Source organism: Nocardia sp. CC227C, assembly GCF_030767025.1.
Taxonomy (GTDB): Bacteria; Actinomycetota; Actinomycetes; order Mycobacteriales; family Mycobacteriaceae; genus Nocardia.
This window is the reverse complement of the sequence record NZ_JASITE010000010.1, coordinates 211,645-225,463: the sequence shown is the minus strand read 5'-3', so window position 1 is coordinate 225,463 and position 13,819 is coordinate 211,645. Positions and strand designations below refer to the sequence as shown.

The window sequence follows — 13,819 nt, the reverse complement described above, 5'->3', positions numbered from 1 at the left end:
GCGAGATTTGCGTGACCGCTGACGGCCGCGACCAGACACACATCGAGCGCCATCATGGCGGGTGAACCTGAGAGATTCCTGGTACGCCGGTGCGTCAGGACTTCAGCAGGCGGCGCTTCTGCTCCTCGATATCGAAATTCGCGGGCGGCCATTCCAGCTTCAGGCCCTGGAGGGCGTCGATGAGCAATTCGGTGACGGCCAGGCGCGAATACCACTTGTGATCGGCGGGCAGCAGATGCCAGGGCGCGTACTCGGTGTTCGTCCGGTCCAGAATGGCCTGGTACGCCTCCTGATAGGCGGGCCAGTAGGCGCGTTCGTCGATATCGGCCGGGTTGAACTTCCAATACTTGTCGGCGCGTTCGAGGCGCTGCATGAGGCGCTTGCGCTGTTCCTCGAGCGAGACGAACATGGCGACCTTCACGATCGTGGTGCCGCTGTCGACCACCTTGCGCTCGAACTTGTTGATTTCGTCATAGCGCTTCTCCCACACCTCCGGCGGGACCAGTTCGTGGACGCGCACCACGAGCACGTCCTCGTAGTGCGATCGGTCGAAGACACCGATCTGGCCGGGGCGGGGCAGCTCCTTGCGAATGCGCCACAGGTAGTGGTGTTTGCGCTCGATCTCGGTCGGCACGCCGAAGGCGGCGTGGTCCACGCCCTGCGGATCGACCGAGCCGATGACGTGCCGGACGATGCCGCCCTTGCCCGCGGTGTCCATGCCCTGCAGGACCAGCAGGACGCTGCGCTGGTCGCCGGTGCGGCCGTTGGCGTAGAGGCGTTCCTGGAGATCGGAGAGCACCACGGCCCGCTCGGCGAGCAGTTTCTCTCCGGCCTTCTTGTCACCCTTGAAGCCCGGGGTGGCCGAGGTGTCGAATTTCTTGACCTTCGTGCCGTTCGCCCGCAGGGCCTTGGTCACCGGAACAGACCAGGAAGTCGATTTCGCCATCTCTGACATGTAGCACGGTGGGGCGGACCCGCGTGGCGGACTCGCCGAAATCCACCCGTTGCCAACTGTTCACCCACAAGTCGCCGGAACCGGAGGATTCACAGCCGAGCCATGTGCATGAGCGCGGCGGCGAAATCCGCATCGCTCACCGGGGTCAGCGTCAGATCGGCGTCGGTGGTGAGCAGATAGCGGCCGTCATCGGAGAAGTCCAGCCAGGTGCGGTGCCGGGTGGGCGGGGACAGCGGGTTGGCCGGATCCACCGAGACGGTGATGAAGCCGCGCCCGTCCACCGGCTCGTTCAGTTTGCGACGGAAAAGGGCTGCGTCACCGCGGGTTTCGCGTTCGGCACAGCGATTGCCGCCCGCATCGCGCAGCACCGCGTCCTGGGGCTCCCGCAACTGGGCGAGGCGACCGGCCGGTGCCGAGCCGACGGCCTCCACCAGCTCCCGGCCCAGGCGCTCGGCCGGGCACACCATGACGCTCACCGCGTCCGGCAGTCCGATCAGCACGCCGGCGCGCTGCTGTGCCACCGCGGCGAAGGCGCGGACGGCCGGGCCCGCGGTCCGCTCGCCGAACAGGGTGACGGTGGTGGCGTCGGAGCGGGCGCACAGCATGAGGGCGGCCGTGAGCTCCGGATCGGTGCGGCGCAGGAACCGGTGCCGCAAACGCTCCGGGGTATCCGGGGTTTCGGGCGTCGCGATGGTGTGCAGCGGGTAGGGGCGGCGGTCCTGTCGGGTTTCCCGCGTCCAGATCAGGCTGAACTCCTCGGGGGTCAACAGCCACTTGGCGTTCACGGCAGGAGTTCCCCCTGGTAGCCGGGATATGACGAGCGATTCCCGACGTCCGATGCGGACATGTAGGGCGTTCCCCTTTCTCCGAGCACCCCTGGCGTCCCGCTGAGGACCCTACCGGGGCTCCCGAATCGGTGTGTGGATCCGGGAGTTGCTCGAATATGACCTGTCCCATTATGGATTCCGGTCCTGGATATCCATTTTGGATAGTGCATGGCATGCGGGAGCGCGGCCGCCCCGCGAGCAGCGCCCCCGTACGCGGAGGCGCTGTCGGATCAGGCGGTCTCGACCTCGATGGTCATTCCGGCGGCGCGCAGCCGCTCGGTGAGCGCATCACCCATAGCCGAAGCGGGAGTGAGGATTCCGGCGATCTCCGGCAGCGTGTCGAAGGCCAGCGCCAGCCCCGACTGTCCGAGCATGACCGAGGTGGCCTGATAGCCCGGATCGCCCTGACCGGCAAAGGTGCACACGTATTTCGCCCCGGACGTGGTGTGCGCGAAGGTGCGCATGGTGAACCAGCCACGGCGGCGGGCGCTTTCGCTCGGGCCGGTGCCGGGCTTGGGCACCATGCGGTCGAGCAGCCTGCGCCCCATCGCGACGCGCGACAGCACCGCGCCCGCGGCCATGGTCGCCACGATGCCGCCCGCCAGCCCGGCGGCCACCAGCGGTGCGGCGGTGGACGATCCGACGCTCATGACCTCGCGGTAGCGGAAGTTCTTGCCGTAAGGCCAGCCGAGCAGGCCATTGCTGCGGCGCACCACCTTGGTGTTGTGCGCGGCCATCACGAAGGTCGCCACCCAGCCGTCCAGGCTGGGGTCGATGCTCGACGCCCGGGCCAGCGCCTGATCGGTCTGGCGGCCCACCGCGGGGTCCAGGGACTTGTCCGGGCTGAGCGAATACGGGTGCGACATGATCGACGCCTTGGCCGGATCGGCCGCGATGGCCTCCATCATGGCCCGCCCCGAATCCACGGTGCCGCCGCTCACGCCGCCCTTGAACGAGGCCACCAGCGTGGTGTCGGTCAGCTCGCCGGTATTGTCCGCGACGCTGCGCCGGTACAGCTGGTAAACGCTCAGATCCGACGGAATCGAGTCGTAGCCACAGGAATTCACGATCTTCGCACCGGTCTCGGCGGCCTTGTCGCCGAACCGGTCGATGCATTCGCGGATGAACAGCGGCTCACCGGTGAGGTCGGCGTAGTGCGTGCCGTTCTCGGCACACGCCCGGACCAGCGGCAGACCGTAGCGCAGGTACGGGCCGACCGTGGTCACCACGACCTTGGTGCGCGCGGCCAGTGCGTCCAGCGACGCCTGGTCCGACGAATCCGCGACCACCAGCGGCCAGTCCGCGGCGGCCGCACCGAGTTCGGCACGCACCGCGGCCAGCTTCGATTCCGAACGGCCCGCCAGCGCGATGCGCGCGCCCGCGGGCGCGGCCTCGGCGAGGTATTCCGCGGTCAGTTTCCCGACGAAGCCGGTCGCTCCGAACAGTACGAGGTCGAATTCCCGGTCGGCCATTGGCTTCTCCTCATGCGGCGGTTCACGCCTTGGTGGTGGTGCGTTTGCGGGTGGTCTTCTTCTTGGCGGGCGCGGCCTTCGGTTTCGGCTCCGGCGCGGGCCGGGTGGCCAGCCAGGCGTGATGCGCCTTGCCCAGCTCGGTGACCGGTGCGTCGCCGTAAAGCCATTCGCGGGCGATGCGGTGCCAGTTGTTGGTGGCCTCCAACTGCCCGAGCATGCCGAAGGTGAGGAAATCCGCGCGGCGCGAGAACAGGTGCTCCGGCGGCAGATTCTGCTGCTTCATCCCCGCGAACTCACTGGCCCGCGGATCCACCGCGAGCACGAACGCCCCGGAAGCCAGCTCGGGCGTGATGGTCAACTCCTGGTCGATGAGCGCCCACTCACAGGCCGCCAGCACGTATTCCAGGCACTCCTCGGGCGTGATCTCCTCGGGTGACTCGATGACGCCACGCTGCACCATGAGGTCACGCAGATCCTCCGCGCGCTCCTCGGCCGCGGCGCGAATGCAGGTGATCTCGAATCGGACGTGCTCGGGATCCATCCGGTTGAACAGGCCGAAATCGAGGAAGGCGACCCGGCCGTCGTCGCCGAGCAGCAGATTGCCCGGATGCGGATCGCCGCAGAACTCGTTGAAGGTGAACAGCGATCCCACGTAGAAGCGGTAGATGATCTCGCCGATGCGATCGCGCTCGGCATCGGGCAGCTGCCGGATCTCGTCGAAGCCGCGCCCCGGGAAGTACTCGCTCACCAGCACCCGGGTGGTGGACAGCTCCGGCATGGTGTCGGGCACCACGATGAACGGGTGCCCGGCGAACAGGCGCGCGATCTCCCGCTGGGTGTCGGCCTCGGCGACGTAGTCGAGTTCGCTCTCCAGATTCAGCCGCAGCTCGTCCAGGACGGCGGGCGTCACCCAGGGCATGGCCGACTGCAGGACGCGGCGAAACATGGCCAGGTTCTTCAGATCCGCGCGCACGGCCGCGTCGATGCCCGGGTACTGGACCTTCACCGCCACGGCGCGGCCGTCGTGCAGGGTGGCGCGGTACACCTGGCCGATGGAGGCGGCGGCGACCGGCTCGGGACCGAACTCGGCGAAGACCTGGTCGAGGGGTTTGCCGTAGTCCTCCTCGATGACCGCGCGCATGACGTCGAAGTTCACGGTGGGCGCGCTGTCGCGCAGCACGGCGAGGCGGCGCTGGAAGCGGTCACGGTGTTCGGGCGGCACCAGATCCAGGTCGAGCACCGAGAGCATCTGCCCGAGCTTCATGGCGACGCCCTTCATGGTGCCGAGCACCATCACCATCTGTTCGGTGGCCCGGATCATGGACTCCTCGGCCATCCGGGCGCGGACGGCCTCCGAACGCCCCCGCATGGAGCGCCGGGTCTTCTGTGCGCGCAAGGCATTACCGGCGACCGCCATACCGAGCTTCGTCCCCCGCGCAAGCCTGGATGTGGGCAGCTCTTTCGCCATAGGTGACCCTCCAGAAGGTGTCGGCGCCCCCGTTGGTGCCGACTCGGCGGCTGTTCGGCGCACTCTCGTGCCCGCCGTTGATCAGACTAACCAAAGGCCGCCGATCCGGCCTAGCACCGCGTGGCTGCCGGACGGACTACCTCGCCGCGGATTGTTGTCGTGCGGATTTCCGCTGCGTGGAAAGCTTGGTCGGCAGGGAACGGATGGCCCCGTCAGGCCAGGTTTTCCGGATCCGGGAGCACATGTTCCTGGGCGTTGAACCATTCCCGCGAACCGCCCGCGCGAATCATGCCCTCGATCGCGCTCCACGCCATCATGGTGAGGTAGTCGAGCATCTCCTCGCTCGACATGGTGCGGTTGGTGACCCACCAGTCCGTCGCCAGCTGCACACCGCCGACGAGGACGTACGCCCACAGCATCGCCCCGCGCGTATCCACATCCCGGTCGATCGCCTTGTCGGTGATGACCGCCGCCACCACCTGCGCGAACAGCTTCTCGAAGTCCGCGAGCGTGGAGGTGTCGGTGGAGGCCCCGTTGCCCATGATGAAGCGGTAGACGTCGGTGTCGGCGTCCACCGTGTGCACGTAGGCGGCGAGTGTATTGCGCACCAACTGATATTCGTCGAGGTCATCGCTGATGGCCTCGTAGATGCGCGGCATGAGCGTGGTCTCGATGAACCGCTCCATGGTGGCCCGCGTCAGATCCTGCTTATCCGAGAAGTACCGGTACAGGACGGTCTTGGAGACGCCGATCTCGGCGGCGATCTCATCCATGCCCACATCGCCGCCGCGTTTGCGGATGGCGGCGAGCGTCCCGTCGACGAGTTCCTCGCGCCGGTCTATCTTGTGCTGTTGCCAGCGTCGCTTGCGGCCGTCCACGCGGCCGGGGCGCGCTGTGGTGTCCATGGCGGCGCTCACGGTCTCCTTCGTGGTCAGCGTCGACTCCCTCGCTCGCGTTCCGGTGCTGGTCCCCTTCAGCTTAAGCCTCGCATGCGCCCGATATCGCGGTTCGGGCGCGGCCCGGTAGCCGGGCGCAGTCGGCGGGACACCGCAGAATGGAACATATGGAGCAACCCACCGGCAGCACCGGGGTACTCGAACCGACGAAGAAGAGCGCGCCGACCGGGGCCTTCGCCGACCTCATGGACGACGAGGGCAAGGCGCGCGACCTACGGCGGATGAAACTGGTCGCCACCGCCTTCCTGGCCGCGGCAACGATCGTCTATCTCTTCTGCCGCTGGACCGAATCGCGTGGCGCGGGCGGCGAGTGGGTCGGCTACGTGCGGGCCGCGTCCGAGGCGGGCATGGTCGGCGCGCTGGCCGACTGGTTCGCGGTGACGGCGCTGTTCCGGCATCCGCTGGGGCTGCCGATCCCGCACACCGCCATCATCCGCAAGAAGAAGGACCAGCTCGGCGAGAGCCTCGGCGATTTCGTGCGTACCAACTTCCTGTCCCCGGAGGTGGTGGCGGAGAAGGTTAATTCGGCCCAGATCTCGCTGCGTCTGGGCCGCTGGATGGCGGATCCGGAGCATGCCGAACGGGTGGCGGAGGAGTCGGCCACCATTCTGCGGGCGGTCATCGGCGTGCTGCGCGACGAGGACGTCGAGCAGGTCATCGACCACACCATCGTCAAACGCATCGCCGAACCGCTGTGGGGGCCGCCGATCGGCAAGGTGCTCGACGAGCTGCTGGCCGACAACCGCCAGCAGCCACTGCTGGACCTGCTGGCGGAGCGGGCGCACCAGTGGGCGCTGGGCAGCCAGGAGACCATCGACCGCATCGTCGAGCGCGACGCCCCGGGCTGGGCGCCGAAGTTCGTCAACACGCTGCTGGCCGAGCGGATCTATCGGGAATTGGTGGAATTCACCTGGAAGGTGCGTTCGCAGCCGGATCATGAGGTGCGGCAGGCCGCGAACCGGTTCCTCTCCGAATTCGCGCACGATCTGCAATTCGACGACGCGATGATCAAGAAGGCCGAACGGGTGAAGTCGGAACTGATGGGCCGGGAGGAGATCACCGGTATGGCGCATGCCACCTGGCGGGCGGCCAAACGGATGATCCTGGAATCGGCCGAGGATCCGAACTCCACGCTGCGGCGCAAGGTGGCCGACAATGTGCAGCAGTTGGGTCAGCGCCTGGTGGACGAGCCGGGTATGAGCGAGCGGGTCGACGGCTGGGTCGAGCGGGGCACCCGCTATCTGGTGTCCAACTACGGTCAGGAGGTCGCGACGCTGGTCAGTGACACGGTTGCCCGCTGGGATGCGGAGGAGGCCAGCCGCAAGATCGAATTGCAGGCGGGTCGCGATCTGCAATTCATCCGCATCAACGGAACAGTGGTGGGATCGCTGGCCGGCCTGGCGATTTATTCGATATCGCATGTGCTGTTCCAGGGCTGACCGCAAAGCTGGACAAATGCCTAGGTGTGGCGGCCAGGCGTTTGCCGAATAAGTGCTAGCAGGGGTGCTTGCAAGAGCTAGCACCCTGACTTAGAATTGACCCCACAACCGCCGGAAGGTGAGTGATGGCACAGGAACCCGAGGTTCCCAACCCGAACATCGACCCGTCGCCGGAGACGTCCGACGACGGCGGAGATGCCAAGGGCCGCGTAGCCAACGCGGCACACGACATCGGGGGCTTCATCCGGGCGCAACGCGAGGCCGCGCAGGTCTCCCTGCGCCAACTCGCCGCGCTGGCGGGGGTGAGCAATCCGTACCTCAGCCAGATCGAGCGTGGGTTGCGCAACCCGTCCGCCGAGGTGCTCGCGCAGATCGCGAAGGGTCTGCGGGTGTCCTCGGAGGTCTTGTACATGCGGGCCGGGTACCTCGAGCAGAGGCCGCACAGCCCGGTCCGGGATGCCCTGCTGGCCGAGACGGCGATCACCGAACGCCAGAAACAGGTGCTCCTGGACATCTACGAATCGTTCCGCCGGGAAAACGCGGCGAACGAGGACCGAGGGGACGCGACGGACCACAAGGGGGGCGTTCCCGGGGGAGACAGGGACAACGAGGTTCCGCACCGCATCACTGAAGTTCCGCCACGCCAGGAGAACGAGCAACCATGACCGAAACCAAGCTTCCCACCGCCGTAGCCAAGCCGCTCTACGCCGGCGTCGGCGCGGGCGACACCGTGTACGCGCAGGTCAAGGATATTGTCGAGAAGGTGCGCGAGCAGGTCGCCGCCACCGACGTGTCCGGCCGCGTGGAAGAGGCCCGCGAGCGCTTCGCCAACCTGCCGGCCGACATGCAGGAGCAGATCGAGACCATCCGCACCCGGGTGTCCACGCTGCCCTCCGAGCTGCCGGACGATCTCGCCGAACTGCGCGAGAAGCTCACCGCCGAGGAGCTGCGTCGCCTTGCCGACCAGTACTACCACCAGGTCCTCGACCTGTACGCCGACCTGGCCGCCCGCGGCGAGGAGACGGTCGAGCGGCTGCGCGCCAACCCGTCCTTCGAGGAGCGCTTCGAGCAGGTCGAGAGCTTCTACAGCGACCTGGTGACCCGCACCGAGGATGTGCTGGGCAAGGTGCAGGACCAGGTCGGCCCGCTGCTGGGCCGCGTGGCCGAGCAGGCCGAGGAGATCGAGGAGACCGTCGAGGCCGAGGTCGTCAAGGTGACCGACGAGCCCGCCGAGACCCCGGCCGCCAAGAAGGCCCCGGCCAAGAAGGCTCCCGCCAAGAAGGCCCCGGCCAAGAAGGCCACCCCCGCCGCCAAGAAGTAAGCGGCGCACCCCGTTCCGGCGGCCTCCGCACATGACGATGCGCGGAGGCCGCCGTCGGCGTGCCCGGGGCGAGGCGAATCCGGTATGTCCTACCGGTGATTTCGGGCCGGTGCGGTGGCGGTGTTGCTCGTATCATGGGTGGGGTGAATTCGATTACCGGGATGATTTTTCTGCTGCTGTGGCTGGGTGCGCTCGGTATGACCCTCTTCGCCCTGATCCACGCCGTTCGGCAGCGCCCGGACGCGTTCACGGCGGTCGACAAGCTGAGCAAGCCCGCATGGGTCGGCATTCTGTGCGGTGCGCTGCTGTTCCTCCTGATCGCTCAGGGCTTCTTCCTGCTGATGATCATCGCGGTGATCGCCAGCGGTGTGTATCTGGCCGATGTGCGGCCCAAGGTCGATGAGGTGCAGCGCGGTCCGCGCTGGTAGACGCTGCGGGGGCGGGGCTCCGCAGCGAATTCGCCGGGTGTCGGCAGTCCTGAGTGGACTGTCGGCACCCGATTTTTTTGGTGCTTGCACTAGCAAGCGGACCTCCGATGGAGTTACTGTATCGAGCAGTAACACAAAGGAGTGTCCTATGCGGGCAAAGCTGCCTACACCGGCGGACCTTGCGGGGAAGGTCCGCGACCTGATGCTCGCGCATCGGTCAGCTCTGCGGACCCGGGTCTACGAGACCGCGGCGCTCAACACCCCGTCCGCTCCCCACGAGGCCGTCACGGTGACCGCCGGTGACGGCACCCGCCTGCGGGCGCACGTCTATGGCCCCGCCGACGCCGACACCATCGTGCTGGTGCACGGCTGGACCTGCAGCCTCGAATACTGGAACCCGCAGATCAACGCCTTCGCCGACGAGTACCGCGTGGTCGCCTACGACGTGCGCGGCCACGGCGAGAGCGAGCGCGGCCGCAGCCCGCTCACCACCGACCTGCTGGCCGACGACCTACAGGCGGTGCTGGAGGCCACCCTGCGCCCCGGCGAGCGCGCGGTCCTGGTCGGCCACAGTCTGGGCGGCATGACCATGCAGGCGTGGGCCGGTCGCCATCCCGACCAGGTGTCCGCCCGCGCGGCCGCCGTGCTGCTCACCAACACCGCCGCCGCGGACCTGATCGCCGAGACCACCGTGGTGCCGTCCTTCGGCCCCGACCTCGCCCGCCGCCTGCCCTTCCTGGTCGGCCTGCTGGCCCTGAGCGCTCCGCTCCCGCTGCCGCCGGTCGGGCCGATTCCCTGGGTGCTGCGCCGTCAGATCATGACGCTGGCGGCGGTCGGCGATATCGCCCTGTTCTCGCACAACATCGTGCGTTCCTGCCCGGCGGCCGTGCGCGGTCGCTTCGGCACCCTGCTGTCCTACCTCGACGTTGGTCGTGGCGCACTGAACTTCAGCGTGCCGACCACGGTCATCGCGGGCGAGTTCGATTTCATGACTCCGCCCGTGCATTCCGAGCGCATTGTCGAAATGCTGCGTGAGGTGGGCTCTTTCGACGGTTACCGCATCCTTCCCACCGGTCATCTGGGCAATGTCGAGGCATACGAGCAGTTCAACGCCGAACTGGCTCGGGTTGCCAAGGCCGCCTTCACGATTCCGGCCGCCGTCGGCGCGTAGATCGCTCGCGCGGGAGCGCGGATGCCCGTGCGACAACGGCGTCGCGCGGGCATTCGGCGTGCCGGAACCGGCATAAGTCGGGACGAAACCGTGTTGTAGATAACAGCCGTCCCGATTTTCCGATGAATGCCATTGCGGCGGAACGGGTAATCAATGAGGGCAGCCGCATACGACCGAGTGTCACGATTCGGGTGCTTGCTATTGCTAGCACCGGTGCTTGCTGGGTAGTGTGCCGTAGGACACAAAGGAGTGCTCATGCTGGTGAAGCTGCCTGAAGCGGTGACCGACCTCCGGGCCGACGCGCTGACCGCCCCGTACCGGGCCAGACTGCGGGCTCGGAAGTACGCGACCGAGTCGTTCAACGCACCGCGAATCGCCCCCGACGTCATTCCGGTCACCACGCGCGACGGCGCGAAGCTGCGTGTGCACGCCTACGGCCCGGCCGATCGCGAGGTGCTGGTCTTCGCCCACGGCTGGTCGTGCAGCCTGGAGTACTGGTACCCGCAGATCAACGCCTTCGCCGGCGACTACCGCGTGGTCTCCTTCGATCAGCGCGGTCACGGCGAGAGCGACCTCGGCAAGCGCGGTTTCAGCGATGCGCAGCTGGCCGACGACTTCTCCGACATCCTGGACGCGGTCCTGCGTCCCGGCCAGCGCGCGGTGCTGGTGGGCCACAGCATGGGCGGCATGACCATCCAGGCGTGGGCCAAGCACTATCCGGAGCAGGTGGCGCAGCGTGCCCGTTCGGTCCTGCTGGCCACCACCGCGGCGGGCCGAATCTCCGGCCGCGCCACCGTGATTCCGCTGTTCAACGACCTGATTCCGGCACCGCGCCTGATGGCGCTGGCGCTGTTCGGCACCCCGGTCCCGCTGCCGGGCGGTCCGGCGGTGAACCTGATCGCCAAGTCGCGGCTGCTGACCCCGTCGGCCACCACCGACCAGGCGGAATTCGGCCTGTCCATCGTGCGTTCGTGCCGTCCGTCGGTGCGCGCCGCCGTGGCCCGCGGCTTGATCGACCTGGACATCAATGGCGCTGCCGCGGATCTGTGCGTACCCACCACCGTCATGGCGGGCTCGCACGACCGGCTGCTCCCGGAGATCCACTCCCGCGAGATCGCCGACACCCTCTCGGCGGCGGGCTGTCTGGAGCGCTACGTGATCCTGCCGACCGGCCACCTGCCGAACATCGAGGCCGTCGACGAGTTCAATACCGAGGTCGAGCGCATTATTCGCGTCGGCCGTCGCGGACGCATCGCCGCCGCCGGATAACACGCGGGTTCGAGCGCTTTCGCTGCTGTGCTCCACGCGAGCGCGCTGTGCTCCGCGCGAGTTCGCGGGCGCGGCGGCGAACCGTCCTACTGCCGAACGTCTTTCCGGCGTGCCGGTGGCGGCCGGTGCCCCGGCGGCGGAGAGCCGCCGCGTTCAGGAGAACACGACGGTGCGGCGGCCGTGGACGAGCACCCGGCCCTCGAGGTGCCAGCGCAGTCCGCGCGCCAGGACGACGCGCTCGATATCGCGGCCCTGCCGGACCATGTCGCGCACGGTGTCGGCGTGGTCGATGCGAATGACGTCCTGTTCGATGATCGGGCCCGCGTCGAGTTCGGCGGTCACGTAGTGGCAGGTCGCGCCGATCAGCTTCACGCCTCGGGCGAAGGCCTGGTGGTACGGGCGCGCGCCCACGAAAGACGGCAGGAAGCTGTGGTGGATGTTGATGGCGCGCCCCGCCCAGTGCTCGCACAGCTGCGGCGGCAGCACCTGCATGAATCGGGCCAGCACCACGGCGTGCGGATCGTGGACGTCCACCAGTTCCCGCACCTGCTCGAAGGCCGGACCGCGTTCGGCCGGGTCCTTGGGGAAGGGCACGTAGTGGAACTTCACGCCGTGCGCCTCGGTGATGGCGGCCAGGTCGGGGTGGTTGCCGATCACGGCCTCGATGGTGGCGGGCAGCTCGCCCATGGTGGCGCGGCCGAGGAGATCGTGCAGGCAGTGCCCGTCCTTGCTGACCAGCAGGACGGCGCGGCGCTTGGCTCCGGAGTCGTGGACCTGCCATTCGGTCTCCGGACCCAGCTCGGCCGCCACCGCGGTGAACCGGTCGCGCAGTTCGTCGAGGTCGAACGGCACCGTGGCCGCCTCGATGGCCTGCCGCGTGAAGAACCAGCCGGTCTCGAAGTCGGAGTGGTAACCGGCCTCCACGATCGACCCGCCGAAGTCGGCGATGAAGGAGGTGATCCGGGCGATGATGCCCGGACGGTCCGGGCAGCCCAGCGTCAGCACATAACGCCGATCATCGGTGGCAGCGGCAGAACTCATACCGGCCATCCTCCCAGGGGCGGCACTGTGACCTCCGTCAGGGGCGAGCCGCCCGGGTCACAATTCGTAGAACGGGTCGGCGTAGCGGAACTCGCCGCTGATCTCGTCCTCGTACGCGCTCAGCGGCCGTACCTGGAAATGTGACGCCCATTCGGGATTGTCCGGCACGATGCCCATGCGCGCACCGGGCACGAATCCGAAGCGCGGGTAGTAGTCGAGGCTGCCCAGCAGGCCCACCAGGGGCTCGTCGAGTGCGTCGGCCGCGCCCAGCGCCGCGTGCATGAGGGCCGAGCCGACGCCGCCGCTCTGGAACTCCGGCAGCACGCCGATCGGGCCCAACGCCAGCACCGGGAACGGCCCGACCGCGGCCCGGGTGAGACAGATGTGGCCGACCACGCGCTCCTGCGATTCGACCACCATGGTGAGAGTGGGAATCCACCCGGAGTTGTCGCGCAGCCGTCGCACCAGATCGACCTCGGGTGGATCGGCGAGGGCCGCCGGTGCGCCATCGTCCGGCCAGGGGTCGCCGTGGGCGTTGGCGTACTGGGCGGCGAAGGCGTTCCGGTGCACCGCGGCTACGGCGGCGACGTCGCCCGGACGCTCGCGACGAATCAGCACACCTACGAGTGTGCGGGACAGCGGTCCGCACTCGCAATGAAATTGCCACCGATATGCCAAACTCACAGCCCATGGCACAGCTTTCCCGCCGGGACGTGGCGGCACTGATCGATCACACCCTGCTCGCGCCGGAGGCGACCACCGCCGAGGTGGCCGCGCTCGTGGACGAAGCCCGCGACCTCGGCGTCCTCGCGGTCTGCGTTTCCCCGTCCATGTTGCCGCTGCGCGCCCCCGGCCTGGTGGTTGCCACCGTCGCGGGTTTCCCGTCCGGCAAGCATCATTCGCTGGTCAAGGGCACCGAGGCGCGGCTGGCGGTGGATCAGGGCGCGGACGAGGTGGATATGGTCATCGACGTCGGCGCGGCGGTGGCGGGTGATTTCAACGCGGTGCTGGGCGACATCGTCACGGTGCGCGAGGCCGTCGGGGACCGCGCGCTGCTCAAGGTGATCATCGAATCGGCGGCCCTCACCGATGCGGCGATCGTGGAATGCTGCCGGGCTGCCGAACGCGCCGGAGCCGATTTCGTGAAGACCTCCACCGGTTTTCATCCGGCCGGTGGGGCGAGCGCGCACGCGGTGCGATTGATGGCCGAGACGGTCGGCGACCGTTTGGGTGTCAAGGCCAGCGGTGGAATCCGCACCGCCGAGGCGGCCGCGGAGATGATCGCGGCGGGGGCGACCCGGCTGGGGCTGTCACGCTCACGCGAGGTGCTGGCCGGGTTCCCGGACTGACCCGATCTCGCGGGCTGGCTCGATCACGCGGCCGCCCTGCCCCGACCCCGCGGCCCCGACCCTGCGGCGACGAATCGTCGCGCACCACGGCACCCGACCAGGACGGCGATCCGCGGGTGGGCG

Annotated in this window: 14 protein-coding genes; 7 read left to right on the top strand and 7 right to left on the bottom strand. The window is 68.2% G+C overall.

What is annotated here, in order from left to right; genetic code table 11:
- Window positions 1-94: 94 nt before the first annotated feature.
- The 5 genes from QMO76_RS21755 to QMO76_RS21735 all read right to left on the bottom strand — a co-directional run bounded on the left by QMO76_RS21755 (window position 95) and on the right by QMO76_RS21735 (window position 5,627).
- Window positions 95-946 (bottom strand): polyphosphate kinase 2 family protein, encoded by an 852-nt coding sequence (locus QMO76_RS21755; RefSeq protein WP_306363155.1) that lies wholly within the window; start codon window positions 944-946, stop codon window positions 95-97.
- Between the two features lie 98 nt (window positions 947-1,044).
- Window positions 1,045-1,740, bottom strand: a complete 696-nt coding sequence (locus QMO76_RS21750) for an ESX secretion-associated protein EspG (RefSeq protein ID WP_306363154.1) — start codon at window positions 1,738-1,740, stop codon at window positions 1,045-1,047.
- 272 nt (window positions 1,741-2,012) lie between these two features.
- Entirely contained in the window at window positions 2,013-3,254 is a 1,242-nt protein-coding gene (locus tag QMO76_RS21745; RefSeq protein ID WP_306363153.1) for a trans-acting enoyl reductase family protein, read from the bottom strand.
- 22 nt (window positions 3,255-3,276) lie between these two features.
- Window positions 3,277-4,722 (bottom strand): AarF/ABC1/UbiB kinase family protein, encoded by a 1,446-nt coding sequence (locus tag QMO76_RS21740; protein ID WP_306363152.1) that lies wholly within the window; start codon window positions 4,720-4,722, stop codon window positions 3,277-3,279.
- Between the two features lie 212 nt (window positions 4,723-4,934).
- Window positions 4,935-5,627 carry a TetR/AcrR family transcriptional regulator gene (locus QMO76_RS21735; RefSeq protein ID WP_306363219.1) on the bottom strand — a complete coding sequence of 231 codons (693 nt, stop codon included), beginning with the start codon at window positions 5,625-5,627 and terminating at the stop codon, window positions 4,935-4,937.
- A gap of 158 nt (window positions 5,628-5,785) precedes the next feature.
- Between QMO76_RS21735 and QMO76_RS21730 the strand changes: the two genes are divergently transcribed.
- The 6 genes from QMO76_RS21730 (at window position 5,786) to QMO76_RS21705 (ending at window position 11,306) form a co-directional block, all read left to right on the top strand.
- Window positions 5,786-7,117, top strand: a complete 1,332-nt coding sequence (locus QMO76_RS21730) for a DUF445 domain-containing protein (protein WP_372342035.1) — start codon at window positions 5,786-5,788, stop codon at window positions 7,115-7,117.
- Between the two features lie 125 nt (window positions 7,118-7,242).
- Window positions 7,243-7,782, top strand: coding sequence for a helix-turn-helix domain-containing protein (locus tag QMO76_RS21725; RefSeq protein WP_282780609.1), 540 nt, complete (start codon window positions 7,243-7,245; stop codon window positions 7,780-7,782).
- A complete protein-coding gene (locus QMO76_RS21720; RefSeq protein WP_306363151.1) occupies window positions 7,779-8,438 on the top strand; it encodes a heparin-binding hemagglutinin in 660 nt (219 codons plus the stop codon). The genes QMO76_RS21725 and QMO76_RS21720 overlap by 4 nt, the downstream gene beginning before the upstream one ends.
- Window positions 8,439-8,572: 134 nt before the next feature.
- Complete coding sequence (locus QMO76_RS21715) at window positions 8,573-8,866, top strand: DUF2516 family protein (protein WP_306363150.1); 294 nt, start codon at window positions 8,573-8,575, stop codon at window positions 8,864-8,866.
- 148 nt (window positions 8,867-9,014) lie between these two features.
- Window positions 9,015-10,037, top strand: a complete 1,023-nt coding sequence (locus QMO76_RS21710) for an alpha/beta fold hydrolase (protein ID WP_306363149.1) — start codon at window positions 9,015-9,017, stop codon at window positions 10,035-10,037.
- Between the two features lie 255 nt (window positions 10,038-10,292).
- On the top strand, window positions 10,293-11,306 hold the full coding sequence (locus QMO76_RS21705) for an alpha/beta fold hydrolase (protein WP_306363148.1): 1,014 nt from the start codon (window positions 10,293-10,295) through the stop codon (window positions 11,304-11,306).
- Between the two features lie 153 nt (window positions 11,307-11,459).
- On the opposite strand, the gene purU is transcribed toward QMO76_RS21705, so the two are convergent.
- Together purU and QMO76_RS21695 are read right to left on the bottom strand one after the other, a co-directional pair.
- On the bottom strand, window positions 11,460-12,347 hold the full coding sequence (gene purU, locus QMO76_RS21700; protein ID WP_306363147.1) for a formyltetrahydrofolate deformylase: 888 nt from the start codon (window positions 12,345-12,347) through the stop codon (window positions 11,460-11,462).
- A gap of 57 nt (window positions 12,348-12,404) precedes the next feature.
- Window positions 12,405-12,965, bottom strand: a complete 561-nt coding sequence (locus tag QMO76_RS21695) for a GNAT family N-acetyltransferase (RefSeq protein ID WP_306363146.1) — start codon at window positions 12,963-12,965, stop codon at window positions 12,405-12,407.
- Between the two features lie 71 nt (window positions 12,966-13,036).
- Between QMO76_RS21695 and deoC the strand changes: the two genes are divergently transcribed.
- Complete coding sequence (gene deoC, locus QMO76_RS21690) at window positions 13,037-13,696, top strand: deoxyribose-phosphate aldolase (RefSeq protein WP_306363145.1); 660 nt, start codon at window positions 13,037-13,039, stop codon at window positions 13,694-13,696.
- The last annotated feature ends 123 nt before the right edge of the window (window positions 13,697-13,819 follow it).

Bases quoted from the DNA above. Each gene is read 5' to 3' on its own strand.
- QMO76_RS21735 (WP_306363219.1), bottom strand. From the start codon at position 5,627: ATGGACACCACAGCGCGCCCCGGCCGCGTGGACGGCCGCAAGCGACGC.
- purU (WP_306363147.1), bottom strand. From the start codon at position 12,347: ATGAGTTCTGCCGCTGCCACCGATGATCGGCGTTATGTGCTGACGCTG.
- deoC (WP_306363145.1), top strand. From the start codon at position 13,037: ATGGCACAGCTTTCCCGCCGGGACGTGGCGGCACTGATCGATCACACC.
- QMO76_RS21705 (WP_306363148.1), top strand. From the start codon at position 10,293: ATGCTGGTGAAGCTGCCTGAAGCGGTGACCGACCTCCGGGCCGACGCG.
- QMO76_RS21730 (WP_372342035.1), top strand. From the start codon at position 5,786: ATGGAGCAACCCACCGGCAGCACCGGGGTACTCGAACCGACGAAGAAG.
- QMO76_RS21745 (WP_306363153.1), bottom strand. From the start codon at position 3,254: ATGGCCGACCGGGAATTCGACCTCGTACTGTTCGGAGCGACCGGCTTC.
- QMO76_RS21715 (WP_306363150.1), top strand. From the start codon at position 8,573: ATGGGTGGGGTGAATTCGATTACCGGGATGATTTTTCTGCTGCTGTGG.
- QMO76_RS21740 (WP_306363152.1), bottom strand. From the start codon at position 4,722: ATGGCGAAAGAGCTGCCCACATCCAGGCTTGCGCGGGGGACGAAGCTC.
- QMO76_RS21710 (WP_306363149.1), top strand. From the start codon at position 9,015: ATGCGGGCAAAGCTGCCTACACCGGCGGACCTTGCGGGGAAGGTCCGC.
- QMO76_RS21755 (WP_306363155.1), bottom strand. From the start codon at position 946: ATGGCGAAATCGACTTCCTGGTCTGTTCCGGTGACCAAGGCCCTGCGG.
- QMO76_RS21725 (WP_282780609.1), top strand. From the start codon at position 7,243: ATGGCACAGGAACCCGAGGTTCCCAACCCGAACATCGACCCGTCGCCG.
- QMO76_RS21720 (WP_306363151.1), top strand. From the start codon at position 7,779: ATGACCGAAACCAAGCTTCCCACCGCCGTAGCCAAGCCGCTCTACGCC.